The sequence below is a fragment of the Streptomyces sp. NBC_00654 genome (assembly GCF_026341775.1).
In the GTDB taxonomy this organism is placed as follows: Bacteria; Actinomycetota; Actinomycetes; order Streptomycetales; family Streptomycetaceae; genus Streptomyces.
Window position 1 is genome coordinate 3,794,028 of record NZ_JAPEOB010000001.1, and the last position, 26,093, is coordinate 3,820,120.

Genomic DNA, 26,093 nt, shown 5'->3' on the forward strand with positions numbered 1-26,093 from the left:
TGTGGCTCCTGCAGCCGTTTCACTCCGGCGGACGGGCCTCGCGACGGAGCGCCGACCGGGTGTGGTCGTACCGCCATCGCCCGCTGGCGAGAAGGTGCGCTCCGGCGTCAGCCGGACCGGGGTGCCCGGCTCGGTCCAGCGGGCCGTGACCGCGTTGCGGCCCGGTTCGTCGGTGGCGTTCGCCCAGGAGGCGAAGTGCGGCGAACCACCGGGGTCGGAGTCCGGCCCGCAGGCCCGGTCGGTGCTCGTCGAGATCTGCCGGCACACGCGCCCGTTCGTCACCGAGAGCGGGCTGTCGGGCCGGATCGCCGGGGTGCGGTTGCCGCCGACCGCGTGGGTCAGCACCCGGGCGGGGCCTGCCGGGGGCGCGCGCCGGCCGGAGCCGTCGAGCAGCGGGCGGACCCGGTCGTCGCCCGCGAGGAAGAGCCGCGCGGCGGCGGCGATGTAGGTGGTGCCCGCCGTCTGCTGCTGCTCAGCACTCAGCCGGGTCCTGGCCCCCGCCGAGCACACCGGGTCCGGATTGTCCTCGTCGTCCCAGAAGTCGTCGGCGGCCGGGGCCTCGGCCTGGCCGGGCGTCCACTCCGTGTTGAGGTAGTTGTGGGTGGCGCCGACCATGTACACCGCGCTGTGCAGCGCCGCGCCCCGGCCGAGCCCCATCGAGTTGGGCGATGGCCAGACGTACGGGAGCGGTTCGATGCACGTCACTGCCGGCGCGCTGCTGGTCCGGGACGCCACGGAGGTCCAGCTGATCGAGCACCTCGCGTACGGGATCACGTTGCAGCCAGGCGGGCATCTTGAGCCGACCGATACGACGCTGGCCGGCGCAGCCATGCGGGAGCTGTTCGAGGAGACCGGCATCGCCCCCGGGCGGATCGTCCCCGTCTCGATGGACCCCGCGTATGTCGGGTTCGGCCAGAAGCCTGGTGATCACGGGGAGCGGGAGCTTCGGAGATATGGCGGCCGTCGGCGGGACGGAGTCGTACTCCCGGGTGGCGATCTGCTGAATCAGGGTGCTGAGGGAGGGTCCGGTCGACGGGACCTGTGCGTCGGGGTGAGTGACGCCGGCGAACGTGCCGCCGATGTTGAAGACGAACCGGCCTCCGGGCCGCAGTACACGGCGCACCGCGGTGACCACGGCTGCGGCTTTGGTCTTCCACAACGCCGAGTTGCACACGACGGCATCGACGCTGCGTGTCGGGACGTGGTCGGTCAGGTCTTCGGCGGGTGCGTTGACCCAGGTCAGTCGCGGGTCGGTGAGGAGGCGGCGGCCGATGCTCTGCATGGCGGAGGAGCTGTCGAGGGAGGCGATGGTGGAGTCGGGTGGTGCCAGGGCGAGGATGGCCTCGGCCGTCGTACCGGTGCCGCCGCACGGGTCGACGACCACACGGCTGAGGGTGAGGCCGGCACGCGCGGCCAGGTCGTGGCTGGAGGCGCTGTACATGGGGTAGGCGCGGGTGAAGGCGGCGTAGGTCTCGGCGGTGGTGTCGTCGTCCCAGTCGGTAAAAACGTCGTACTCCAACGGGTTCACCTGGTTTTCGTGGTCGGGTACCGCACGTGGCGGGCGTGGAGGTGATCTGGATCGGCTCGGGCCGGGCCGGCGGCACCGACCCGGGTGTTCGGCGTGCCTCGGAACGGTCGGTCGCGGTGGGCTCGGTCGAAGGACGGCTTGGCGTTGCGGCTCCGCTTGAGCTCGAGAAGCCGTCCGGCGCCGCGACCTTCACCAGGCCGTCCCAGAGCTGTTCCGTGCGCAGTCGCTCGTTCGGGTGGATGGCGCGGGTGACGCGGGGAGCCCGCCTGCCGTGGGCGCGATGATCGCGTGGTGGCAGCACAGGCGGGCCTGGCGCGGCAGTTGGCGGGCCGCGCGGACGGTGCCGGGTGAAGGGCGGAGAGTCTGCGGCTACGGGCACGGTGAAGTGGTTCGACGCGGAGAAGAGGTACGGCTTCATCGACCAGGACAGCGACGTCGTCCACCAGCACCCCCGCCTTGAGCCCCCGGACCGCCACACCCCGCTTGATCAGCCACTGAAGGTTCAAGCACAAGCACCTCGGAAGACCGGGAGCCGGTCCGCCGTCGGCGCCAGAGTCTCGGCCAGGAAATGAGAGTCGCACCAAGGACTCTCCGGCACCGGGTAGAAAGACCTGACCACGCGGCGACGAAGATTCACGACACCCTGACCGCCCTCGGCGTCGGACGAGGGGTACGTGGGCGGGCACGGACGCCACGCAGGAAATGATCTTGTGGGGTCGGGGAACAAGCCCTGCAGCACTGGGCCGTTACCGCAGCTCAGCGGATTGTGTCGGTTGACCTGCCAGGGTCGGCGCAGCACCGAGGCCGTCGTCCAGCGGGACGTCCACAACGGCTACGGCTGCTGCGTGCCCGCCGACACCATCGCGCGAGCATCGAAAACCTTGAGGCTCAGCCATAGAAGAATGCGCTTTTATGACTCCCCGCTCAGGCCGCAGGATGGCTGCGAGCCGGCTTCCGGGGAGGAACGCATGACATCAGCGATCGAAACGGGCCTGCTGCCCGGCACATCCGAAATCCGTCCCGAAGGGCTGGCCGTCGGTGGCGTCCTGCTCACCGAACTGGCGCGGCGTTTCGGCACACCCCTCTTCGTGTACGACGAGGAGCATCTGCGCCGGCGCTGCCGGGAGGCGGTCGCCGCGTTCGGCCGGGACAACGTCGCCTACGCCTCCAAGGCGTTCCTGTGCACGGCCATGGCCCGGCTGGCCCATGAAGAGGGACTGTTGCTCGATGTCGCCTCCGGCGGCGAGCTGCGTGTCGCGCTGCACGCCGGGGTACCGGCCGGGCGGATCGTCCTGCACGGCAATAACAAGGACGAGATGGAACTGCGCACGGCCATGTCCGCCCAGGTGCGGCACGTGGTGGTCGACAGCTTCGACGAGATGGACCGCATCGAGCGGCTGCACTCCGAGGAACGCCTGCCTCCCGCCCGAGTCCAGCTACGGGTGGCGCCCGGAGTGGCCGCCGGAGCGCACGCGGCGATCCGGACCGGTGGCAACGACTCCAAGTTCGGCTTCGGCCTCGCGGGCGGAACCGCTGCGGCCGCCGTGCGCCGGGCCGCCGGCTCCCCTGCGATGATCCTGGAAGGCGTCCACGCACACGTGGGCTCGCAGGTGCTCGACACGGCACAGCTCGCGGCCGGCGCCGCCGCCGTCGCCCGGTTCGCCACCGACACCCGGATGCACCGGCTGACGGTCGGCGGCGGCCTCGGCGTCGCGTACGAGGCGGGACAGAGCGCGCCGTCGTTCGCCGAATGGGCGGCCCGGGTGCGCACCGCGGTACGTGACGCGGGCTGGGCCTCCTCGGTGACCGTGGAACCCGGCCGGTCCATCGCCGCCAGCGCCGGACTGACCCTCTACCGGGTGGGCACGATCAAGCGCATCGAGGGCGTGCGGACGTACATCGGTGTGGACGGCGGGATGAGCGACAACCTGCGCCCCGCCCTGTACGGCAGCCGTTACGAGGTCTTCCTGCCACGCAGCCCGCGCGCCTCCCGGCCCCTGCGGGCACGGCTGGTCGGCAAGCACTGCGAGAGCGGCGACGTGATCGTCGACGAGGCCGCGCTGCCCGCCGATGTCGCGGTGGACGATCTCCTGGCCACGCCGGTCACCGGCGCCTACGGATACGCCATGGCCTCCAACTACAACAAGCTGCCGCGCCCCGCCGTGGTCTTCGTGCGGGACGGCCGCGCCCGCACCGTGGTGCGCCGGGAGACCGAGGAGGACCTGCTGCGCCTGGACGTGGACGAGCCCGCCGGGCTCCCGGCGGGGGCGGCCCAGGCGGTACGGTCCGGTGCCGGAGCGGCGCAGTGCGTCGGCACGGCCTAACCTGACCCGATGCTGAACAGTGCCCGACTGCTCGTCCTGCTGGAGATCTCCCGTACCGGCACCATCGTGGCCGCGGCCCAGGCGCTGCATCTGAGCCCGTCCGCGATCTCGCATCAACTCGCCCGGCTGGAGCAGGAGCTCGGCGTGGCGTTGGTGGAGCGTCAGCCGCAGAGCCTGCGGCTGACCGCGGCCGGGGCGCGGCTGGCCGAGCACGCACAGGCGGTCGCCGATCTGATGGCCGTCGCACAGGACGAGCTGCGGGCGCACTCCGAGGGCGAGGCCGGTGTCCTGCGACTGGGCTTCTTCGCGTCCTCGGGCCTGGAGCTGCTGCCCCGGGCCCTGTCGGGGTTCGCGGCGGTCCGGCCCCAGGTCGAGCTGGAACTGATCCTCGGCCAGCCGCACGAGTTGGTGCCCGACCTGGAGGCGGGCCGGCTGGACGTCGCGGTCGTCTTCGAGCATCCGCTGGACCCCTGGTGCCGGCAGGCGGCCGTGGACGTGGAGATGTTCTTCGACGAGCCGCAGCTGGTGGTCCTCCCCCTGCGACACCGCCTCGGGCGGCACGACACGGTCCGGCTCGCCGCTCTGGAGGGGGAGAGCTGGATCGGTACGCACGGCGGACACACCGGCGAACCGGTCCTGGAACGCGCGTGCGCGGCCGAGGGCTTCCGGCCCCGGGTCCGCTGCCGCAGCGATCACTACCAGGTCACGATCAACCTGGCTCGCGCGGGCATGGGCATCGCACTCGTCCCGGCCCTCGGACTCGGCGACACCGCCGGCGTGCACGTCTGCCGACTGGACCACCCCCGGCTGCACCGCCGCATCGGGGTCGCCACCCGGTCCACCAACCGCAACCCGCTGCTGCGCATCTTCCTCGCGGAGCTGCGGTCGGCTGCCGAGGAGATCCGGTCGCTGCTGGAGGTGCAATGGTCGTGACCGGTCCGCCGGTCACGACCATTGCACCTCGGAGGATGGTGTGCCGTGTCTCAGACGACGGTCCGGCGCCCCGCGCAGGCCGCGAGGGTCCGGCCCACGTCCCGTATGGCATGCACCGCGGCCCGCTCGGTACTCGGGCCCAGGGCCGTGTCCCAGTGCGCCACCACCGCGTACGCCAGCCGGCGTCTGCCGATGATGACACCGGCGTCGGCACGTACCCCGGTGTCGGTGCCGGTCTTGTTGGCCACCAGCAGCCCGTCGCGCGGCCGCTCGGGAAAGCCCGGGTCGTACGGGTCGTGGTCGACCAGTGCGGGGACCAGGCCGTGATCGGTGTTGGCCCGCATCCAGCGCAGCAGCCGGGCCGAGGCAGCCGGGCAGCCCATGGTGCCGCGCACCGCGTGTGCCACCAGCCTCGCCAGGTCCCGTGCGGTACCGGTGGCGAAGACGGGCGGCACGTCCGCACCACGGACGTCACGGACCTTGTCGTGCAGCGTGAGGTGGTCGAGCCCGAGCCCCTGTGCGAGCCGGGCCGTGGACTCGCGCCCCACGAGGCGCAGGAGTGCGTTGGTCGCGGTGTTGTCGCTCACCGAGGCGGTCAGCCAGGCCAGGTCCTCGACGGTCCAGCCGCGCCCGCTCAGCCGGCGCAGCAGACCGGTTCCGTCCGCCAGGTCCTCGTCGAGCACTTCCACGAGGCGGTCGGCGGGCAGCTCCCCGGTGTCCAGTCGGCGCGCGACCTCGGCGAGCAGCAGCAGCTTCGAGGCGGACGCCACCGGCAGCACAGTGTGCTCGTCCACTCCCACCGTGCCGCCGCCGTCGATGTCGACGGCGGCGACGGCGAGGGTGAGCGGCAGCGCGGCCGAACGACGTGCCGCCGCGGCCACTTGGGCCAGACTCATCGGATTCTCACCACTTCTCCCGCCCGCGCCGAGGTCGGGCGGCCGTCTCTCGCCGCGACCTGTCCCGACACCACGACCGTATCGATGCCCTCGGGCGCCAGCAGCGGGTGGTCGAAGTCGGCGGTGTCGCGTACCGAAGCCGGGTCGAGCACGACCAGATCGGCCAGGGCGCCGTCGCGGACCACGCCGCGGCCGGTGAGGCCGAAGCGGCGGGCCGGCAGCCCCGTCATCTTGTGCACCGCGCTCTCCAGCGGGAGCAGCTGCTCGTCACGGGTGTAACGGCCGAGCACCCGGGCGAAACTCCCCGCCCAGCGCGGATGCGGCCGACCGGGTTTGGGGACGCCGTCCGAACCGATCATCGACAACGGGCTGGCGAGAACCCGGCGGACGTCGTCCTCGCGCATGGAATGGCTGATGATGGTCACTTCGCCCTGCTCGGCCAGCAGGAGATCGCACGCCTGGTCGACCGGATGGACGCCGCGCTCGGCTGCCAGGTCGGCGATGCTGCGCCCCTCGGCCTCGGGGTGCGTCTGCGCTGCGGCCACCGAGATGAGGTCCCAGCCGCCGTTTCCCACGGTGTTCTCCCATCCCTCGACGCCCTGGGCTATGTCCGTTCTGATCCGGTCGCGCGTCTCGGGCCGGCGCAGCCGTTCCAGCAGGGCTCCGATCCCGCCCTCACTCGCCCACGGGGGCAGCATGGCGTGCAGGACGGTGCTTCCCGCCGTGTACGGATATACGTCGCACAGCACGTCCACGCCTTCGACGCGGGCCCGTTCCAGCCGGGGCAGGGTACGCAGTGTGGCGCCCCAGGCGTGCCGGCCCGCGGTCTTGTGGTGGGAAATCTGCAAGGGGGCGCCGGAGCGCACCGCGATCTCCAGGGCCTCCTCCAGCGCGGACTCCACCTGTGACATCTCGTCGCGCAGATGGGTGACGTAGGGCTTGCCGTGGCGGGCGGCGACCCTGGCCAGCGCGACGATCTCCTCGGTGTCGGCGTAGGTGCCGGGAGGGTAGATCAGCCCGGTGGACAGACCGGCCGCCCCCTGGGCCAGCGTCCGGTCCAGCAGTGCGCACATGGTGTCCAGTTCGTCGGCCCGGGGCGGCCGGTCCTCGAAGCCCATCACTCCGGCGCGCAGTGTGCCGTGGCCGACCAGCGAGGCGATGTGGGTGTGGCGCAGGGCAGGATCCTGTCCGGCGGCGAACGCGTCGAAGTCCACGGCGGGCCGCACCGGTCCGAGCCCGAACGTCACCCTGAGATGCTCGGCGAGTGCCGGTAGCCGTTCCGGGAGCGAGGGGAACAGGCTGGTCCCGCAGTTTCCGCAGATCTCCGTGGTGACGCCCTGAAGCAGCGGAGCCAGACGGAGGCCGTCGATCGGCTCAGTGGCTCCGCCGGTTCCGTGGGGCGCCGCGAGGGCGTCGGAGTGCGTGTGCACGTCGATGAAGCCGGGGGCGACGATGCGTCCGGTCACGTCCAGGGTCTCGGCGGCCGGGGCAGGGGCGCCGGCGGGGAGTACGGCGATCCGCCCGTCCACCACCGCGATGTCCGCTTCCCGGGCGGGTGCGCCGGTTCCGTCGACGAGCGTGCCGCCGCGCAGCAGCAGATCGAGGGGGCGGCCCATCACAGCACCGTCGACAGGAAGGCCCGCGTACGGTCGTGCCGCGGGTCGGTGAACAACACGTCCGGGCTCCCGGCCTCGACGACGGCCCCCCGGTCCATGAACAGGACCCGGTCGGCGACCTCGCGGGCGAAGCCCATCTCATGGGTGACCACGACCATCGTCATACCGCTTCGGGCCAGGTCGCGCATGACGCCGAGCACCTCGCCGACGAGTTCGGGATCGAGGGCGGAGGTCGGTTCGTCGAAGAGCATGAGGACTGGTTCCATGGCCAGGGCGCGGGCGATCGCCACCCGCTGCTGCTGCCCGCCGGACAGCTGCTCCGGATAGTGGTCCGCCCGGTCCGCGAGACCGACGTCGGCCAGCAGCTTGCGGGCCTGCTTCTCGGCCTGTGCACGGGGCCGGCCCTTGACGGCGACCGGACCCTCCATCACGTTCTGCACCGCTGTGCGGTGCGGGAACAGGTGGAAACGCTGGAACACCATGCCGATCCGCTCGCGTTGCCGCCGGACGTCCCGGGCACGCCGCTCGCGCAGCACCCGCCCGGACGGGCCGTGCTGTTCGTAGCCGACCAGTTCACCGTCCATCCACACCCGCCCCGCGTCGATCCGCTCAAGATGGTTGAAGCAGCGCAGCAGTGTGGACTTCCCGGACCCGGAGGGGCCGATGACACAGAGCACTTCACCGCTGCTGACGTCCAGGTCGATGCCCTGAAGCACCTCGGTGTCACCGAACCTCTTGCGTACCCCGCGGGCCCTGAGGATCACGTCGTTCATGCCGCTGCTCCTTTCTTGGTGCGTCCGGGCAGGAGATTGGCCAGGATCCTGCTCCGCAGCACGGGAGCGGCGCCGGGGCTGTAGCGACGCTCGACGGCGTGCTGGCCGATGGTGGCGATGGTGGTGAGCACGAGGTACCAGATCGAGGCCACCAGGAGCAGCGCGACCACTTCGAAGTTGGCGAGGTAGAGGTGCTGGGACACGGTCATCAGATCGGCTCCGGCGATGACCGAGACCAGCGAGGTCGTCTTGAGCATGGAGATGAACTGGTTGCCGAACGGCGGAATGATGACCCGCATCGCCTGCGGAAGGATGATCCGGGACAGGATCCGGCGGTTCGACATCCCGATGGAGGCGCCCGCCTCGCGCTGGCCGGGATCCACGCTCTGGATGCCGGCTCGCACGATCTCTGCCATGTAGGCGCCCTCGTTGATGGAGAGACCGAGAAGGGCGGCCACGAATCCGGTGATGACCTGGTTGGACTGCCAGCTGATGAGTTTGGGGCCGTCGAACGGGATTCCGATGCTGATCACCGGGAACAGCAGGGCCAGGTTGAACCAGAAGATGAGCTGGACCAGCAGCGGGGTGCCCCGGAAGAACCAGGTGTAGGCACCGGCGGTGAGACGCAGGACCGGACTGTCGGACAGTTGCATCACCGCGACGACGATCCCGATGGCGATGCCGAGGATCATCGAGATGAGGGTGAGCTGAATGGTCACCCCGAGGCCTTTGAGAATCACGCCGTCGAACTGGTACTTGGCGACGATGTCCCAGTGAAGATTGGGGTTGACGATGATGGTGTAGGCGAGCCACACGGCGAACAGCGCGGCGGCGAGAACCGCGAGCCAGCGCCCGGGGCGAGGCCGTTTGGTCACCTGGAGGGAGAGGTCGTCCTCCTGCGGCGTCCCGTCGGCGGGGAAGACTTCCGGCTTCCCGCCGGGAGCGATACCGGGTATTTTCTGGTGGTTCATTTCCGTTCTCACTGCCCGTCGTTGACGGTGGCCTCGGGTACGGCGCTGTCGCCGACTCCCCAGGTGTCGAGGATCTTCTTGTAGCCGCCGTTGTCGATGAGTTCCTGCAGGGCCTCGCGGACGGCGTCGCGCAGTCCGCTCTGGCTCTTCGCGGACGCGATGCCCCAGGGCGCGGTGCCGTACTGCTCCGGCAGGACCTCGTACGAGCTGCTCTTCTTCGTGAACATCTTGGCGACGGGATAGTCGACGATGGTCGCGACCGCGCGCCCACTGTCCAGTTGCAGCAGCCCGGTCGGTGCGTCCTCGCTCTGCGAGATCCGCATCTTCTCCTGGCATTTGGCGTTCTGTTCCTCGCCGATGTGGAGGTTGGAGCTGCCCTTGGCGAGGACGACGGTCTTTCCGCAGAGGTCCGCGAGCGACTTGATGTCCTGCGGGTTGCCCTGCTTCGTCATGATGACGCCGCCGGTGCGGAAGTAGTCGACGAAGTCGACCGCCTGGCGCCGCTGGGCGCTGTCGGTCATGGACGACATGACCAGGTCGAACCGTCCGGACTCCAGTCCCGGGATCAGCCCGTCGAAGGCGGCGTTGGTGAGTTCGAGCTTCAGCTTGAGCCGCCCGGCAATGGCCTTGGCCAGGTCGGGGTCGACACCGGTGAGCCGGGTGGTGCCGGGCTCGTACATCTCCATCGGCGGATAGCCGACCGCGGTGGCTACCCGGAGCACACCCTTCTGCCGGTACTCGGCCGGCAGAAGCTCGGCCGCGGTCCGGCCGGAGGCGGCCTGCGACTCGGCCCCGGACGGGGCGTCGCCCTGGCCGGAGCGCCCGCAGGCGGTGGCCGAGAGGACCACCACGGCCAGGGCTGCCAGACAGCGCAGAGAACGGGAATGATTCATCAGATTTCTCCCTCACGGGTGCGGTGCGCCGATGCTGGCAGTCGCACACGGTGAATGGAAGATGATGAAGCTATTCATGCCTCACCATCGAAATCTGTACGGGTCCGGTCCGCTCCCGGGCCAAGCGCTGGAGCCAATGGACGGTGCACGGAGCGGGTGGGCGGTGCCTGCTCGTCCAGGGTGACGACGTCCCTCACCCGCCCATCGCCGACGGCCGCCGCATCCCACTCGCCATGTCGCCCTGTGACAAGTGCTTCACCGCCCTGTCCCGACTGTGTGCCATCTGCCGTGGGAAGCTGTTGTCCTTCCGATAGTGACGGATGCGTTTTCGCTGGTCAGGCATAGTGCTGGTGCCTCGGTGGCAGAGACGGGGTGCCGTGTCGTCTCTTGGCGGAGGTGCCGGACGCCGTCGGTGATGGGGCTGCCGAGGAACGCCCGGGGATGTTCAGGGTGCTCGCCGGGCGAGCCGGCGGCTCATGACCATGCTCATCGACCACCGGATCATCGCCTCGGAGGTGTCGGTGCGGACCTCGTGGTCGCGGACCGGGCGGCGTGAGTGCATCAGCCAGGCGAACGTCCGTTCCACCAGCCACCTCTTCGGCAGCGGCTGAAAGGGGCGGTCTACGTCGTCGGCATCGGTACGGTCAGCGCGGAGAGCAGTGCCAGGTCGGCCTGTTCGAGGCTGTCCAGCAGGGTGATCCGGTCGGCCTCGGCGATCGGCACGGTCGAGGGAACCGCCACCACCGAGCATCCGGCGGCGAGCGCGGAGGCGACCCCGGTCGGAGTGTCCTCGACGGCCACGCAGACCGAAGGGTCCAGCCCGAGTCGAGCGGCGGCGGCCAGGTAGGGAGCAGGGTCGGGCTTGGTGCGTTCGGTGTCCTCGGCGGCGAGGGTGACGTGGAAGAAGCCATGGCCGAGGTGGCCGAGGACAAGGTCCACTACCCGGCGGGGGGAGGCCGAGACCAGCGCGGTCGGCACGGCGGCTTCGTGCAGTTCGGCGAGGAGCGCCAGTGCGCCGGGCCGGGGGACGACCTCGGCGGCCACCTTGCTGCTGAACGCGTCGGTGAGGAGTTCGGCCAAGGCAGCCGCGGCGAGGCCGGTCCGGGTCACGCGGTGCAGATGGTCTGCGGTGTGGTCGACGGCGCGCCCGAGCACCTCGGGCAGGTCCTCCTCGATGAGGGTATGGCCGAGGCCGGCGGCGAGTTCGGCGGTGGCCTGGAGCCAGAGCCGCTCGGTGTCGACCAGTGTGCCGTCCATGTCGAACAGGACGGCGGCGGGGAGTGCGGGCACGGCGGTCCTACCTTCTCGGGCGTGGGGCGACTGATCACCTGCGGGCCGGTGGCCCGGGGATCCAAGGTGCCACCGGTACTGAGGGCTCTCGCGAATCCTGAAGGCCACCGCATCCCCTGAGCTGGGGTGTTACGAAGACCACTGGTGCTCAAGCACCCGTCAGGGGCCTCAGCCGGAGAGTGAGGATCTGGAACGGGCGGAGGGCCAGGCGCACCCCTCGATCGACCACCTGTACGGCGTCCACGCACTCACGCGGGTCGAGTTCGCGCTCCAGGAGATCGGTTCCGGTCGCTGACGCCAGTGGGAAGGCGGTGGTCAGGAGGGTTCGGGCACGTCCACCGTGGGCCTCGTAGAGGCGTACGACGATGTCGCCGGAACGATCGTCGGCAAGTTTGACCGTCTCGATGACGACGGCCCGGTTGTCCGTGGTGACGAGCGGCTGGACCCCGGCCGAGCCGGGGAGGCTCCGCTCCGGCTGGTTGAACGTGTAGCCCTCGCGGACGGCGTCGGCGATGTCGGCGCCGATGACGAATCCGTAGCGCAGGTGGTGGTGGCCCTGGTCGGCATCCGGGTCGGGGAAGCGGGGAGCGCGGAGCAGGGAGAGCCTGAGGGTGGTGGTGGTTCCGCCGTCGGCACGGACGTCCCGAGTGATCTCGTGCCCATAGGTCGAATCGTTGACCACGGCCGCGCCCCACCCCCGTTCGCCGAGATGCAGGAAGCGGTGGGCGCAGACCTCGAACTTGGCCGCGTCCCAGCTGGTGTTGGTGTGGGTGGGACGCCGGACGTGTCCGAAGGGGATCTCCGCACTGGAGTGGTCGGCCCGCACATCGAGCGGGAAGGCGGCCTTGAGCAGCTTCTCCCTCTCGTGCCAGTCGATCTCGGTGTCGATGTCCAGACGTCGGGAGCCTTCGGAAACGGAGACCAGTTGTTCGACGCGGGAGTCGCCGAAGGTCCGCACGATCCGGACACCGCCCTCCTCCGCCCCGACCGAATCGGCGTCGAGGAGATGGCGAACGGTGTTGCGGTAGAACACGTCGATGTCCCAGGCGTCGTACTCGTTGGGGAAGTCCTGGTGCAGTTGGAGGAGGTTGGCGGGGGCGCCCGGGGCCAGTGCCTCGCGCCCGGCCGCGATGTCGTACGCCGAGGTCACCAGGCCCCGGGCGTCGACCCGGACTCGTACCAGGCCGTTGTCCAGCACGAAACCGTCCCCGCAGGGGACCGGTGCGACGGGCCGGCCCGTCGCACCGGTCCGGATCGTGGCGCCGAGGGCGGGGACACCGTCGCGGGCGAACGGAGCGGCGTTGAAGACCACGGGCAGATCGCCCTCGCCGGCCAGGGCACGCTGGGCGGCGTCCGTGATCGTGCGCAGCTCGGCGGTGACGGCGGCATAGGTCTCTTCCGCCTCCCGGTGCACCCAGGCGATGGAGGAGCCGGGCAGGATGTCGTGGAACTGGTGCAGCAGGACCGTCTTCCACAACCGGTCCAGAGCCTGGTACGGGTACGCGAATCCGGTGCGCACGGCGGCGGTCGCCGACCACAGCTCGGCTTCCCGCAGCATGTGCTCACTGCGCCGGTTGCCCTGCTTGGTCCTCAACTGGCTGGTCAGCGTGCCGCGGTGGAATTCCAGGTACAGCTCTCCCTGCCACACCGGCGCGTCGGGGTATTCGGCGTGTGCCCGCTCGAAGAAGTCCGAGGGGCTCTCGATGACGACCCTGGCCGAGCCCTCCAGATCGCCGAGACGCTCGGCCCGCGCCAGCATCTCCCGGGTGGGGCCGCCGCCGCCGTCACCGTAGCCGAACGGGAGCAGCGAGCTGTTGGCCGCCTCCCTGTCCTGGAAATTGCCGACGGCGTGGGCGAGTTCGGCGCCGGTGATCTCGGCGTTGTAGGTGTCGACCGGCGGGAAGTGGCTGAAGATCCTGGTGCCGTCGATGCCCTCCCACCAGAAGGTGTGGTGCGGGAACTTGTTGGTGGTGTTCCAGGAGATCTTCTGGGTGAGGAACCACCGGACCCCGGCCAGTTTCATCAGCTGCGGCATGGCCGCGTTGTAGCCGAAGGTGTCGGGCAGCCACATCTCCTCGGTCTCGACGCCGAACTCGTCGAGGTAGAAGCGCTTTCCGTGGATCAGCTGCCGGGCGAGGGACTCGCCGCCGGTGATGTTGGTGTCGGGTTCCACCCACAGACTGCCGACGGGGAGGAACTGGCCCTTGTCCGCCTTCTCCCGCACCCGGCTGTAGACCTCGGGGCGGTGCTCCTTGAGCCAGGCCAATTGCTGGGCCTGGGACATGGCGAAGAGGAACCCCGGGTGGTCGTCCATGAGATGGGTGACGTTGGAGAGGGTCCTGGCGACCTTGCGGACGGTCTCACGAAGCGGCCACAGCCAGGCGGTGTCGATGTGGGCGTGTCCGACGGCGGACATCCGGTGGGCGCCGGAGGCCGCGGGGGCGGCGAACGCCGGGCGCAGCACCTCGCGGGCGGCGGGGGCGCTGCCGCCGATGTCCTGCAGGTCGACCGCGTCCAGAGCCCGCTCGATGGTGTGCAGGAGCTGCCAGCGGCGCGGCTCGGCCTCGGGCAGTTCGCGCATGAGCCCCCCGAGGACGTCCAGGTCGTGCACGAGTTCCGACACCTGCGTGTCGAGGACCGCCAGCTCCAGCCGGAGCAGCCGGTACTGGGGTGCGCTCTCGGATGCGGCTCCCGTCAGCCAGGAGGGCCGGTCCCCGGTCCGGGACGGGACGTGGTCATCGACCAGGTTGGGATTGGCGGCGGCCTCGACGTAGTAGGTGAAATCCTCCCCGCCGACCGCCGGATCGGCGACCGGAATACAGGCGTTGCGGGGGTTGAGGGCTTTCACCACGCTGCCGTCCGCCCGGTGGACCAGGCCCTCGGCGGAGAAGCCCGCGCCGGTGGCGTCGAAGCCGAGGTCGATGACCGCCTCGACCCGCAGGCCGGCCCACTCCTCCGGAACCCTGCCGCTGATCCTGAACCAGCTCGTGGACCAGGGCGGCCCCCACCGGTGCCCGAGCGCCACGGGTTCGTACGGTGCGGCCAGGCCGTCGGACACGGGGACCGGTTCGCCCGGCACGTTCCAGACCGCGATCTCGACCGGGACGGTACGCGCGTGGACCGCGGGCCGGATGCGCTGGTTCAGCACCCGGTCGAGCCGCTGTTCGGTGAGGCGCCGCTTGCTGTGCATGGATTCCTCCGTCGTCGGGTCGGTGCGGCCGGTCGGTCCACCGGCCGAGGTGTACCGACCGGTGCCACGGACCTCAGTCCTCGACGGGACCGAGAGCGGGGGTGCCCCGCAGCTCCACCGTGCGGGTGGTGGAGCTGTGCAGTTCGAGGACCGTGATCTCGTTCCGGCCGGCCTTCAGGATCGGTGCGGGGACGTAGAGGGTGGTCTGCGGTCCGCGGGACCAGTACCGGCCGAGCGCGAAGCCATTGATCCAGACGTGGCCCTTGGTCCAGCCGTCCAGGGCGATGAAACCGTCGGCCGGCTGCTCGATGTCCAGGTGTCCGCGGTGGAACGCGGGGCCGACCGGGGGCGAGGCGGGATCGAATGCGGTGAAGGACAGCAGGCCCGGATCGTCGAGGGGCAGCGGCCTGCTGTACCAGCCCTCCAGGGAGGTCGCGTTGACGGAGACCTCGCCGAGCAGTCCCTTGCGGTCGTGCATGCCCTGCCCGTAGTTGACCCGGCCCTGGTTCTCCACCAGCACGGCCAACCGCGCGCCGAACCGGGGGGCGTGGAAGGCGAGGCTGTGCTCATGGTTCTCACGTTCCAGGACTCCGACCGGCTGGCCGTCGACGAAGACCTGGGCACGGTCGTGCACCTCGGCGATGCGCAGGACGGTCGGCCCCGCCGCCGGGAGCGACGTCTCGTACAGGACGAATCCGAAGGACTGACCGAGCTGTTCCATGCTCTGCGGGCGGTCGGCGCGCACGGCGCCGCCGAGCCGCTCGCGCTGGTCCAGAAGACCTGCGCATGCGGTGAGTTCGGCGGTGGTCGGGGAGAGCTTGGGCGCGGGCGCGGGTACCGGTTCCTCGGGGACGGGCGCGTACCGGGCGATGACCTCGCGGAAGGCGGCGTATTTGGGGGCGGGGTCGCCGGCCTCGTCCAGGGGCGCGTCGTAGTCGTACGACGTGGCGGTGGCGCGGTACGTGCCCTTGTCGTTGGCGCCGTTGGTGAAACCGAAGTTGGTGCCGCCGTGGAACATGTAGATGTTGACCGAGGCACCGGCCGCGAGCAGCCGGTCGAGGTCCGCCGCGGCGTCGGCCGTGCCGCGGGTGACATGGGTTCCGCCCCAGCGGTCGAACCAGCCGATCCAGAACTCGCTGCACATCAGCGGCCCGGACGGCTGCTGTGTACGCAGTGCCGCGAGCCCGGCGTCCACCCGGCTGCCGAGATTGACGGTACGCAGGACGCCGTCGAGGCCGCCACGCTCCAGGTCGGCGGGCTGGTCGCAGGTGAACAGCGGTACGTCGACTCCGTGCCGGTGCAGCAGCTCCGCCAGATCCTCCAGGTAGCCGGAGTCGTCGCCGTACGCGCCGTACTCGTTCTCCAGTTGCACGGCGAGGACCGGGCCGCCACGCGTGGAGAGGTGAGGGAGGAGGGGCGGCAACAGGGCTCCGAGGTAGTCGTCCACCGCCTTCAGGTAGCGCGGGTCGCGGCTGCGCAGTTCGATGTCCTCGTCGGTGAGCAGCCAGCTGGGCAGGCCACCGCCCTCCCATTCGGCGCAGATGTAGGGGCCGGGGCGGAGCAGTACGTGCAGGTCCTCGGCGGCGGCCAGATCGAGGAACCGGCGGAGATCGAGACCTCCGTCCAGCCGGAACTCACCCGGACGGGGTGAGTGGAGGTTCCAGGGGACGTAGGTCTCGATCGTGTTCAGCCCCATCAGGCGTGCCTTGCGGAGCCGGTCGGCCCACTGCTCCGGATGGATCCGGAAGTAGTGCAGCCCGCCGGAGATGATCCGCAGCGGTCGGTCGTCGAGACGGAAGCCGTCTGCGGCAACCTCGAGTCGTGGCATGGCCGTGGTGCTCCTTGCTGAGGGGACTGATGGGTGGGGCGGGTCAGTTCAGCGGACGGCAGAGCAGCGCGTCGGGTACGCCGCCGTGGTTCCACTTCCAGGTGAAGGCGACACCGGCGATGTACTCCTGGTCGGTGCACTGCCCCTTGTAGTGGCCGGGGGCCCAGTCGCTGCCGACCGACCCGCCCGTGGCGGGGCGGTTGTCGCCCTTGTCGAACCAGACGTTGCGGCCGCTCTGCGGCAGCGGCGAGGCGGAAGGAGCGCAGAGCAGCCCGGCCATGGCGTTGCCGCTGACGCTGTAGCCGACGGCGAAGGTGTTGTCGGGGCACTGGAGCTTGTTGTAGCCCTCGGCCCAGTCGCCGTGGGTGACGTAGCGGTCGTCATGGACGGCCACCCAGTCGGCGCCCCCCTTGGCGGGCTGGTTCGCGTCGGTGCACAGACCGCGCTTGTCGCTGCGTCCGAGACCGGTCAGACGCTGGCTGTCGGGGCAGTTGCCCTTGCGGTAGCCGGGGCTCCAGTCGCCCTGGGCGAGCATCCGGGAGGAGGCGTTGTGGTCCCGGAAGTCGAGGTTGAGCATGTTCCAGTGGTCGACCTGGGCGACCGGGCCGGTGACGCCCCGCGCGTTGACCAGTTTGTTCCAGTCGGCGGTCCGCCAGTCACCGGGGTCGCCGAGGCTCTGTCGTTTGCCCGCGGTGTCGTAGGAGGTCAGGGCCCAGGTGTCCTGCGGTGCGCCGTCGGCGCCGGTCCAGCCGACCAGTGGCCAGATGGCGAAGTCGGTGTCGTTCTCGACCAGGATGTCGGTGAAATTGCCGAACCAGGTCTGCTCCTTGGTGTCGGTGGACCCGCGTCCGCCGGCACCGAACTCACTGATCCAGACGGGGGCGGTGAAGTGCTGCCCGGACTGGGTGACGAACAGGGCCTCCTCGTGCACCAGTTGCTTCAGCTTGTCGAGCGGGAAGTCCTCGTACGGCCAGTCGTTGGTGTGGCCGGGGCCGCTGTCCGCGCCCGTGTAGTTCGGCCCGGTGTACCCGTAGAAGTGCGCGGCGTACACCAGTTTCCCCGAAGTGGTCAGGGTGTTGGAGAGCTCACGGACCGGGGTCAGCATCGGCCTGCCGTAGTCGAGACCGTCCACCGGGATGCCGTACCAGTTGATGCCCTCCATGATGACGAGCATGTCGGGGTTGGCCTTCAGGATGCGGGTGCCCGCCAGTTCGAAGGCCGCGTAGACGTCGCGCTCGTCGCCCCAGCCCCAGTTCGGGTCGTGCCAGGTGTCACGCCGGATCTCGTTGCGCAGGTCGGCGCCGACCACCCGCTGGTTCCCCTTGTAGCGGTTCACCAGGGAGACCCAGTCCTCGTGCCACTGCTCGGCGGACTGGCCGCTGTTCCATCGTTCGTTGCCGTCCAGACCGCAGCAGAAGCGGTAGGTGGTGGTGTGGTTGTTGAGGATGACCGCGAATCCGTCGGCGGTCAGGGCCGCCACCACCGCGTCGAACACCTGCAGCGGGGTCTTGCCCTTCAGCTGCGGGTTGGCCGCGACCGCGGAGTCCGGCACCACCGTGGTGTCGCGCATCATCGCGTTGGCGAACGGCAGCCGGATGGTGTTCAGCCCGAGCGCGTGGAAGTCGGCCGTGATCTGCGCGATCGGCGCGCGGTCCAGTCCCAGCGGGAGGTTGTGCGACATCTGGTCCGCCTGGTGGTTCGCGGGGTCGTTGATGTCGCCGCTGCCCTCCCATGTGCCCTGGGCTCCGGCCCAGTTGCCGGCCTTCAGCTTGAAGCGGTTGCCGTTGGCGTCGACGATGTACCGCCCGCGGGTGCTCAGCGGAGCGGTCCACGAGGCCGCCAACTGCGGTCCGGTCAGGGGAACGACGGTGGGGGTGGGGGCGGCGGCGGGAGGCGCTGCGACAGAACCGGAGGTTCCCGCGAGAAGGAGGGTGATCGTTGCTGCCGTCGCAGGCAGGATTCGGGAGAAGAATGTCCTGACGGCGGGAGCCGGCCTGGCGGATCTCATGAATGTCCCTCCAAGGGTGGGGTCGGGGTTGGACCTTCGGATGGAGCGGCCCGGACCGGTGGTCCGGAGTCAGGTGCGGCTCAGCCCTTGAGACCGCTGGTGGCGATGCCTTCGACGATGTAGCGCTGGGCGACCAGGAACATGGCCACCAGTGGGGCGATGGTCACGACGGCCCCGGCGAACAGTCCGGGCAGGTTGATGGTCTGTGAGGTGAGGAATGTCGACAGGGCGATCTGGGCCGTCCATGTGGACGGGTCCTGACCGATGACCAGCGGCCACAGGAAGGCGTTCCAGCTGTCGATGAAGGCGAGCGCGCCGAGCGAGGCGAGCATCGCTCCGGACGACGGCAACGCGATGCGGCGGTAGAGGCCGAGCCAGCCGAGCCCGTCCAGGCGTCCGGCCTCCTCGATCTCGCTGGGGAACTGGAGATAGAAGTTGCGGAAGAGCAGGACGGCGAAGGGGTTGAACAGCCCGGGTGCGATGATTCCCCACAGCGTGTTGACCCCGCCCATGGAGCCCACGACGACAAAGGTGGGGACGAACGTCACCGAGCCGGGGATCATCAGCGTGGCCACCACCAGGGCGAGCAGCACACCGCGTCCGGGTACCGGGATCCGTGCGAGGGCGTACCCGGCGGCCGAGGCGAGGAGCGTCGACACCGGGGCGGTGATCGCGGCGATGAGCAACGAGTTGCCGAGGGCCTGGCCCATGTGCAGGGTGGGATCGCTGAAGAGCGAGGTGAAGTTCTCCCAGCGCATCGTCGACGGCCACCAGGTCCAGTGCGGTGACGTCAGACCCTGCGTATCCATCAGCGCGTTGCGCAGCATCAGGTAGAAGGGCGCCAGGAACACAGCAGTCAGCAGGCCGGCCAGCACCCCGCGCACGGACCGGCGCATGATCTTCGGCAGTTGTCGGGTAGCGGTCATGTCGCTCACTCCTCACCCTTGCCGAAGCCGGTGAGCCGGCCCTGGAGCAGGGTCACACCGACGATGAGGGCGGTGAGCACGAAGGCTCCTGCCGACCCGAGGCCGTAGTTCTGGGCGCCCATCGCGGTGTCGTAGAGGTAGCCCAGAGGGGTTCGGACCGGGGCCGCGGCCGACCCGGACAGCCCGCTGTTGAACAGGTTGTAGAACTCGTCGAACGCCTGGAAGGCGGCGATGAACTGCAGCATCAGGACGGCCACCGAGGTGTTGCGCAGCATGGGAAGGGTGATCCTGCGCAACAGGCGCAGGCCGGTGGCGCCGTCGAGGGCGGCGGCCTCGTACACCTCCTTGGGGATGGCCTGGAGCCCGGCCAGGAACAGCACCATGTAGAAGCCGACCTGGAGCCAGAGGCGGAGCGTGACGAGCACGACCCAGTACAGCGGCGGTGAGGTGGTCTGCAGCCATGGAACGGCATCCATGCCGAACCATCCGCCGATCGTGTTGGCGATGCCGCCCGGCAGCCCGTTGAACAGACACATCTTCCACAGCAGGGCGGCTGCCACGTAGGAGACGGCGGCCGGGATCAGGAAGGCGGTGCGCAGCACGGCCCGGCCGCGCCGGATTCGGTGCACCAGCAGCGCCAGCCCCAGCGAGGCGGCGAACGTCACCGGCACGATGAACACCGTGAACAGCAGGATCTGGACGAGCGACTTGCGGAACACCGCATCGGAGAGCAGCGTCTGGTAGTTGTCCAGGCCGACCCAGTGTCCCAGGGCGATGGTGCCGCGGGCCTCACTGAGGCTGAGCAGAAAGCTCCAGCCGATGGCGACGTACTTGAAGAGGCCCAGGCCGATCAGCAGGGGTCCGGCGAGCAGCGCGAACGCTCCCCAGGCACGCCGGTCCGGGCGGGAGGGACGGATGGGGGCGGTGCCCCGCGGCTCGGCCGCGGGGCGCCCGACACGCTCATGGTCAAGCGTGGGCACAGGTGTGGACGTCATCACGCGCGCTGCTTGTCTATCTCGCTCTGGGCCTTCTTGGCCGCGTCGGCCAGGAGCTCGGCGGCATCGCCCTGTCCGCTGACCACCTTCGCCGCGGCCGCGGTGAAGAGGGAGCTCACGGCGCTGTTCCAGGTGCTGGGGTTGTTCCTGCCGTACCTGGCGGCCAGCTCGACGGTCTCCTTGGCGGGCCCCTGGGTGAGCTTGTCGGCGGAGGCGGCGACGGACGTGCGCGGCGGGATGTGGAGGCCGTAGTTCTGCGACCAGTCCGTCTGGAGGTCGGTCTGTTCGATCCAGAGCCACTGGACGAACTTCTTGGCCGCGTCCACGTTCTTGCCCTTGGCGTTGACGCAGGTGCTCCAGCCGCCGACGCGCACCGCAGGCTTGCCGCCGGTCTTGAAGGCGGGCCAGGGCAGGACGCCGAAGTCGTCGCCGAGCGCGGCCTTGACGGCGGGCATCGACCAGAGGCCGCCCCACTGCATCGGGACGACGTTCTGGGTGAGGGCGGCGGGATCCCACCAGTCGGTGGTGAAACCGAGCAGCAGGGACCGGTCGTCGTGAAGGCGCTTGAGCCCGGCCACGGCCTCGGCGGCCTGGGGGGAGCCGAAGGCCGCCCTGCCGTCGGTGACGAGGTCGCCGCCGTTGGAGAACACGGCCAGGATGGCGCTGTCGCCGAGGCCGTCCTGGCCGAGGAACAGGCCCTTGGTCTTCTTGGAGGTCAGGGCCCTGGCCGCGTCGGCGAGCGCGTCGAAGCTGTCGGGCGGGGTGATGCCGGCCTTGGACAGCACGCTCTTGCGGAAGTAGAGCATCATGACGTCGTCGAGCGTCTTGACGCCGTAGAGCTTGCCGTCGACGGTCACCATCTCGCGGGCGCCCGGGTTGAAGTCGGACTTGGCGCTGCCGTAGATGTCGTCCAGCGCGGCTATCTGGCCGCGCCGGGCGAGGCTCTCACTGAAGTCGCCTATCTCGAAGACGTCCGGGGCGGAGTCGGTGAGCAGGGTCGCGTTGAGCTTGCTGCGGTAGTCGCCCGGGGTCCAGGTGACCTTGACCGCGATGTCCGGGTTGGCCTTGGTGAACGCGGCTGCGTAACGCGTGAGGGCCTGCTGGGTGCCGGCCTCGCCGTAGGCGTGGGACCAGACGTTCAGGGTGGTCTTCGCCCCGGCGGAGTTACCGCCGGTCGGGTCGGTACTGCAGCCGACAGCCGCTCCGGCGACGAACAGAATGGATCCCCCGAGGAATCCTCTGCGGCTAAGCTTGGCCTTCTGTGCGCTCACTTCGATCCTTCGGGTTGAGAGAGGGTTGGGCGTACGTGTTGGTGACAGGCCCAGCCGGTGTCCGGCATTCACAGTTGGCAGACGGTGATGGACATCGGCTGTGCCGGCAACACGGGGTGGCGAACGGCATAGTGACGATCGGTCAGGGGAAGAGGGACTGGATGCCGACGACGGCGGCGCCGCGTGCCCACTCCTCCCAGGGGAGGGGACGCAGAGTCAGCGGGCATTTCGCCGCTGCTTTGAAGCAGTGCGCGGCGTAGGCGTCCCTGATGTGCATTCCGAAGAGGTCGAAGGTGTCGAGACCCTCGCCGGTGACGACGACGCGCTCGGGACCCACGAGGTTCACCAGCGTGGCGATGCCGACGCCGATGGCGTGGCCCGCCCTCGCGAAGGCGCCCTGTGCGGTGGGGTCTCCACCACGGGCTAGCTGAACCGCGCCGTCGAAGTCCAGGTCAGGGCGATCGGTGGCGCGGCGGATGGCCGTGAGGACGGCGTCGGTGGAGGCGATGGCCTCGACGCAACCGACCTGGCCGCAGTGGCACCGCGGCCCGGCCGGGTCGATGCTGATGTGCCCCATCTCGCCGGCGACGCCGTACGCGCCGGCGACCAGCTCACCGTTGATGACGATCCCGGAGCCGATCCCCGCTCCGATGGTGACCAGTGCGAAGTACTCGGTACCGATGCCCTCGCCGAACCAGTGCTCGGCGGCGGTGATGGCCTTGACGTCGTTCTCCACGGTGACGGTCAGGCCGGTCGCCGCGGCGACGGTCTCGGCCAGCGGCACGTCGCGCCAGCTGGGGAGCACGGAGTAGCGGACACGCCCGCAGGGGCGGTCCACGTCGCCGGAGACCGCGATGCCCAGGTGCCGAGTGCGGGCCCGGTACTCGGGTTTCACGTCGAGAAGTTCGGTGACGAGGTCGGCCAGCAGCTCACACACGGCGGCCGGGTCGCGGTCGCCCAATGGCCGACTGGCGGTGGTGCGCATGTTCGCCCGCAGGTCGCAGACCGCGCCGAAGAGGGTGTCGGCACTGATCTTCACACCGACGAAGAACTCCCGGTCGGGAGTGACGGCCAGCGGGTTCACGGGGCGCCCGGCCCCTGGAGCGGTGCGCTCCGGGGGGAGCTCGTGCAGGTAGCCGTCGTCGATGAGTGGTCGCGCGGCCTTGGTAACGGCGGTCGAGGACAGACCCGTCCGGCGGGCCAGCTCCACCCGGCTGAGCGGGCTCTCGGCCAACAGCAGGGCGAGGATGGCAGTTTCGGCCGGTGCGCTCACCAGTGGCCGCGAGTGGTTTGGAAACACGACGGCAACCTAAAGCAAATAAATAACTTCGTCCAGTATTGATTTTCCCGCCAGGGTGGTCCTACGCTCTGGCCCAACTCCGGGCACTTCCCCCGTTGTTCGCCATGCCCGGCCGTCCGGTCCTCACCGACGCTCGACACCCCTCGGGATCATCCGTGCCTCCCACGCCCTCATCCGTTTCCTTCGACGCCGCCCGCGGGCTGGCGGTCCTCCACACCCGGAACAGCGTCTACGCCGTGCGTATCGGTGCGGACGGCAGCCCCCGGCATCTGCACTGGGGGGCAAAGACCGACGCCGACTCCCTCGCCGAGCTGCTCGCGGCCGCCTCACCCGCCGCGAGCAGCTTCGAGTCGGACCCCGCGCCGGACGAACTGGCTCCGCAGACCGGTGCGCGGTTCGGGCCGGCCGGACTCCAGGTACGGTTCGCCGACGGCACCCGCGGCGCCCAGTGGACCTTTACCGGTCACACGGTCCGGGACGGAGAGCTCCGCCTCCATCTGGCCGACCGGAGCTACCCGTTGGCCGCGGTGCTGTGCTATCGCGTCCGCCCCGGCAGTGACGTCATCGAGCGCTGGGCGGAACTCACCCACACCGGAGCCGACGACTCGGGCCCGATCGCCGTCGAACGGCTGGACTCGGCCTCCTGGACGCTGCCGGCACTGCCCGACTACCGGCTCAGCCACCTTGTGGGCGGCTGGAACAGCGAGTTCCAGCTGAACCGTGACCGCCTCCCGGTCGCCGAGACCGTGCTCACCAGCCGCCGTGGTGTCACCAGCCACCACGCCAGCCCCTGGCTCGCCCTCGACGACGGCACCGCCGACGAGGAACACGGCGAGGTCTGGAGCACCGCCCTTGCCTGGAGCGGAAGTTGGCGCATCACCGTGCACCGCGACCCGGTCGGCCGGACCACCTGGACCGGCGGCTTCGGCCACGAAGGACTCAGCTGGACCCTGCGGCCCGGACAGAGCCTGCACACGCCCGTCTTCGCCGGCCTCTACGTCCGCGACGGCTTCGGCGCCGCCAGCCGGGCCTGGCACACCCATATCCGCACCACCGTCCTGCCCGATCCCGACCGCGACCGGCCCGTCGTCTACAACTCGTGGGAAGCCACCGGCTTCGACGTCGGCCAGCCCGGCCAGCTGCGCCTGGCCCGGCTGGCCGCACGTCTGGGAGCCGAACTCTTCGTCCTCGACGACGGCTGGTTCGGCGGCCGGACCAGCGACCGGGCGGGCCTCGGCGACTGGACACCCCGGCCCGAGGCGTTCCCCGACGGGCTGCGCCCGCTGGCCGACGAAGTGCACCGCCTGGGCATGGCGTTCGGACTGTGGGTCGAGCCGGAGATGGTCAACCGCGACAGCGACCTCTACCGTGCACATCCCGACTGGGTGGTCCACGCGGTGACCCGGGAAGCCACCGAACAGCGCAACCAGCTCATGCTGAACTTCGCCCGCCCCGAAGTCGAGGCCTGGGCCCATCGGACCCTGGACCGGTTGGTGCGCGACCACGACATCGACTGGCTCAAGTGGGACGCCAACCGGGTGGTCACCGAAGCCGGCTGGGCCGGCTGTCCGGACCCCGACCGGCTGTGGATCGACCACACCCGCGCCGTCTACCGGATCATGGACCGCCTCCGCGCCGATCACCCCGGCCTTCGGATCGAGGCATGCGCGGGCGGCGGCGGACGGGCCGACCTCGGCATCCTTGCCCGCACCGACCAGGCCTGGACATCCGACAACACCGACCCCGTCGACCGGATCGGCATCCAGCACGGCTTCAGCCAGCTCTTCCCCGCCCAGGCCATGGCCGCCTGGGTGACCGACAACCCCAACGTCGCCACCGGCCGCACCACGCCCCTCCGGTTCCGCTTCCATGTCGCCATGGCCGGAGCGCTCGGCCTCGGCGGGGACCTCACCGCCTGGTCCGAGGAGGAGCTCGACGAGGCCACCGCGCTCGTCGACAGCTACAAGCGGATCCGCCCCCTGGTCCAGCACGGCCGCCAGCACCGCCTCCACGGTCCCGGCGGAGTGGCAGCCGTGCACTACTCGTCCCAGGACGACACCGAACACGCCATCCTTGCCTGGCGCCCGGCGACCCGCTTCGGTCACCCGGCCCCCCGGCTCGCCCTGCCGGCCCTGGACCCCGCGGCCGACTACCTCGACATCGACGAGGACATCGTTCACAGCGGCACCGTCCTGACCGGGCGGGGGATCGACCTGCGGCTGCCCGCCGGCGACTACGCCAGCCGCCTGATCCGGCTGCGCCGGACCGTCTGACGCTCCGTCTCCCCTTCCACATCCGAATCATGAAGGAACCGAGAACATGCCCACACCCCGTGTTCTGGTCGTCGGCATCGACGGCGTCCGCCTCGACCTCCTGCCCTTGCTGGACACTCCCCACCTCGACGAACTCGCGGACTCCGGCTTCCTCGCGCCCGTCCACATCGACGACGACACACCGACCATGTCGGGCCCCTGCTGGACCACGATCGTCACCGGTGCCGGCGTGGCCAAGCACGGGGTCTGGGGCAACAACTTCAGCGGAAACCGGATCGGGGTGTTCCCCGACTTCACCACCCGGCTGGCCGCCGATCACGGGCGGCGCACCTTCGCGGCCGGCGGTTGGGAACCCCTGTTCCTGGCCCGCCAGGGCGGCCCGGTCTTCGCGGCCCCGAGCAGGCTCGCCTACATCGCCCCGCGCGAGGACACCCCGCAGGCCTGGGAGGAGTGCGACCAGAGCGTGACCGACGAAGCGGTACGGGTTCTCGGCTCCGGCGAAGACCTGGACGCGTCCTTCGTCTACCTCGGCGCCGTCGACGAGACCGCCCACTACCTCGGCTGCGGTTCCGGGTACCGGAGCGCGATCGAGGCCGCCGACCGACGGCTCGGACAACTCCTCACCGCCGTACGCGAACGTCCCGACGCCCGTTGCGAGGAGTGGACCATTGTCGCGGTGACCGACCACGGGCACCGCGACGAAGGCGGCCACGGAGGGCGCAGCGCACTGGAGCGCACCGCCTGGATCGCCGCGGCCGGTCCCGGCATCGCCCCCTCCACCGCACCGGACAGCCTCCGCCACGCCGATGTCGCCGCCCACGTCTACGCCGCCCTGGGCATCACGCCCGACCCGCACTGGACGCTCGACGGACGGCCCTTCCACACCATCGCTGCGCAGATCGCCTGACGTCGGCAGGAGACCACGGGCGGCGGGACCCGGGCGCGGCAGTCGGCCGACGTGCCGCCTGTTTCCGAGTCGCAGGCCCCGGGGAGGGGCGGATCGTCGCCCAAGGGCTGTCCCGTAATCCCTGGCGGGCGCGCGGCGACAGCTACGGCACCTCGCCGCGTTGCCGGAACG

19 protein-coding genes and 3 pseudogenes are annotated in these 26,093 nt (G+C 70.2%); 6 read left to right on the top strand and 16 right to left on the bottom strand.

Going from position 1 to position 26,093, the window contains the following annotated elements; translation table 11 throughout:
• Window positions 1–102: 102 nt before the first annotated feature.
• Window positions 103–660: pseudogene (locus tag OHA98_RS16310) on the bottom strand (hypothetical protein); the annotation flags it as partial.
• Between the two features lie 34 nt (window positions 661–694).
• Here OHA98_RS16310 and OHA98_RS16315 point away from each other — a divergent pair.
• Window positions 695–823, top strand: a pseudogene (locus OHA98_RS16315) (NUDIX hydrolase); the annotation flags it as partial.
• A 321-nt stretch (window positions 824–1,144) separates the two neighbouring features.
• Here the strand turns inward: OHA98_RS16315 and OHA98_RS16320 are convergent.
• A pseudogene (locus tag OHA98_RS16320) lies at window positions 1,145–1,441 on the bottom strand (trans-aconitate 2-methyltransferase); the annotation flags it as partial.
• Window positions 1,442–1,875: 434 nt separating this feature from the next.
• On the opposite strand from OHA98_RS16320, the gene OHA98_RS42905 reads away from it, so the two are divergent.
• The 3 genes from OHA98_RS42905 to OHA98_RS16330 all read left to right on the top strand — a co-directional run bounded on the left by OHA98_RS42905 (window position 1,876) and on the right by OHA98_RS16330 (window position 4,785).
• Window positions 1,876–2,100: a cold shock domain-containing protein gene (locus tag OHA98_RS42905; protein ID WP_353962248.1), complete on the top strand. Its 225-nt coding sequence runs from the start codon at window positions 1,876–1,878 to the stop codon at window positions 2,098–2,100.
• Window positions 2,101–2,496: 396 nt separating this feature from the next.
• The gene (lysA, locus tag OHA98_RS16325; protein WP_266926443.1) at window positions 2,497–3,852 is read left to right on the top strand and encodes a diaminopimelate decarboxylase; all 1,356 of its coding nucleotides are present in this window, start codon (window positions 2,497–2,499) and stop codon (window positions 3,850–3,852) included.
• 9 nt (window positions 3,853–3,861) lie between these two features.
• Window positions 3,862–4,785 (top strand): LysR family transcriptional regulator, encoded by a 924-nt coding sequence (locus OHA98_RS16330; RefSeq protein ID WP_266926445.1) that lies wholly within the window; start codon window positions 3,862–3,864, stop codon window positions 4,783–4,785.
• A gap of 50 nt (window positions 4,786–4,835) precedes the next feature.
• On the opposite strand, the gene OHA98_RS16335 is transcribed toward OHA98_RS16330, so the two are convergent.
• The 14 genes from OHA98_RS16335 to OHA98_RS16400 all read right to left on the bottom strand — a co-directional run bounded on the left by OHA98_RS16335 (window position 4,836) and on the right by OHA98_RS16400 (window position 22,742).
• The gene (locus OHA98_RS16335) at window positions 4,836–5,681 is read right to left on the bottom strand and encodes a serine hydrolase (RefSeq protein ID WP_266926447.1); all 846 of its coding nucleotides are present in this window, start codon (window positions 5,679–5,681) and stop codon (window positions 4,836–4,838) included.
• On the bottom strand, window positions 5,678–7,297 hold the full coding sequence (locus tag OHA98_RS16340; protein ID WP_266926449.1) for an amidohydrolase family protein: 1,620 nt from the start codon (window positions 7,295–7,297) through the stop codon (window positions 5,678–5,680). The genes OHA98_RS16335 and OHA98_RS16340 overlap by 4 nt, the downstream gene beginning before the upstream one ends.
• The gene (locus tag OHA98_RS16345) at window positions 7,297–8,070 is read right to left on the bottom strand and encodes an amino acid ABC transporter ATP-binding protein (protein WP_266926451.1); all 774 of its coding nucleotides are present in this window, start codon (window positions 8,068–8,070) and stop codon (window positions 7,297–7,299) included. Before OHA98_RS16345 ends, OHA98_RS16340 begins: the two co-directional genes overlap by 1 nt.
• Window positions 8,067–9,041 (bottom strand): amino acid ABC transporter permease, encoded by a 975-nt coding sequence (locus tag OHA98_RS16350; protein ID WP_266926452.1) that lies wholly within the window; start codon window positions 9,039–9,041, stop codon window positions 8,067–8,069. Before OHA98_RS16350 ends, OHA98_RS16345 begins: the two co-directional genes overlap by 4 nt.
• Window positions 9,042–9,049: 8 nt before the next feature.
• Window positions 9,050–9,934: an ABC transporter substrate-binding protein gene (locus OHA98_RS16355; RefSeq protein WP_266926454.1), complete on the bottom strand. Its 885-nt coding sequence runs from the start codon at window positions 9,932–9,934 to the stop codon at window positions 9,050–9,052.
• Window positions 9,935–10,379: 445 nt separating this feature from the next.
• Window positions 10,380–10,520 (bottom strand): hypothetical protein, encoded by a 141-nt coding sequence (locus OHA98_RS16360; RefSeq protein ID WP_266926456.1) that lies wholly within the window; start codon window positions 10,518–10,520, stop codon window positions 10,380–10,382.
• A 35-nt stretch (window positions 10,521–10,555) separates the two neighbouring features.
• Entirely contained in the window at window positions 10,556–11,224 is a 669-nt protein-coding gene (locus OHA98_RS16365; RefSeq protein ID WP_266926458.1) for an HAD family phosphatase, read from the bottom strand.
• A gap of 148 nt (window positions 11,225–11,372) precedes the next feature.
• Window positions 11,373–14,414 (bottom strand): glycoside hydrolase family 38 C-terminal domain-containing protein, encoded by a 3,042-nt coding sequence (locus tag OHA98_RS16370; RefSeq protein ID WP_266926460.1) that lies wholly within the window; start codon window positions 14,412–14,414, stop codon window positions 11,373–11,375.
• Between the two features lie 73 nt (window positions 14,415–14,487).
• Window positions 14,488–16,242, bottom strand: a complete 1,755-nt coding sequence (locus OHA98_RS16375) for a beta-galactosidase (protein ID WP_266926461.1) — start codon at window positions 16,240–16,242, stop codon at window positions 14,488–14,490.
• A gap of 43 nt (window positions 16,243–16,285) precedes the next feature.
• Window positions 16,286–18,250 (bottom strand): glycoside hydrolase family 5 protein, encoded by a 1,965-nt coding sequence (locus OHA98_RS16380; protein ID WP_266926463.1) that lies wholly within the window; start codon window positions 18,248–18,250, stop codon window positions 16,286–16,288.
• Window positions 18,251–18,330: 80 nt separating this feature from the next.
• Window positions 18,331–19,176, bottom strand: a complete 846-nt coding sequence (locus tag OHA98_RS16385; RefSeq protein ID WP_266926465.1) for a carbohydrate ABC transporter permease — start codon at window positions 19,174–19,176, stop codon at window positions 18,331–18,333.
• 5 nt (window positions 19,177–19,181) lie between these two features.
• Window positions 19,182–20,171, bottom strand: coding sequence for a carbohydrate ABC transporter permease (locus OHA98_RS16390; RefSeq protein ID WP_266926467.1), 990 nt, complete (start codon window positions 20,169–20,171; stop codon window positions 19,182–19,184).
• Complete coding sequence (locus tag OHA98_RS16395) at window positions 20,171–21,442, bottom strand: ABC transporter substrate-binding protein (RefSeq protein WP_266926469.1); 1,272 nt, start codon at window positions 21,440–21,442, stop codon at window positions 20,171–20,173. The genes OHA98_RS16390 and OHA98_RS16395 overlap by 1 nt, the downstream gene beginning before the upstream one ends.
• Before the next feature lie 142 nt (window positions 21,443–21,584).
• Window positions 21,585–22,742, bottom strand: a complete 1,158-nt coding sequence (locus OHA98_RS16400) for an ROK family transcriptional regulator (protein ID WP_266926471.1) — start codon at window positions 22,740–22,742, stop codon at window positions 21,585–21,587.
• Window positions 22,743–22,897: 155 nt separating this feature from the next.
• Here OHA98_RS16400 and OHA98_RS16405 point away from each other — a divergent pair, with 155 nt between their 5' ends.
• Both OHA98_RS16405 and OHA98_RS16410 read left to right on the top strand, forming a co-directional pair.
• On the top strand, window positions 22,898–25,015 hold the full coding sequence (locus OHA98_RS16405; RefSeq protein WP_266926472.1) for an alpha-galactosidase: 2,118 nt from the start codon (window positions 22,898–22,900) through the stop codon (window positions 25,013–25,015).
• Between the two features lie 46 nt (window positions 25,016–25,061).
• On the top strand, window positions 25,062–25,922 hold the full coding sequence (locus OHA98_RS16410; RefSeq protein ID WP_323179564.1) for an alkaline phosphatase family protein: 861 nt from the start codon (window positions 25,062–25,064) through the stop codon (window positions 25,920–25,922).
• Window positions 25,923–26,093: the final 171 nt, after the last annotated feature.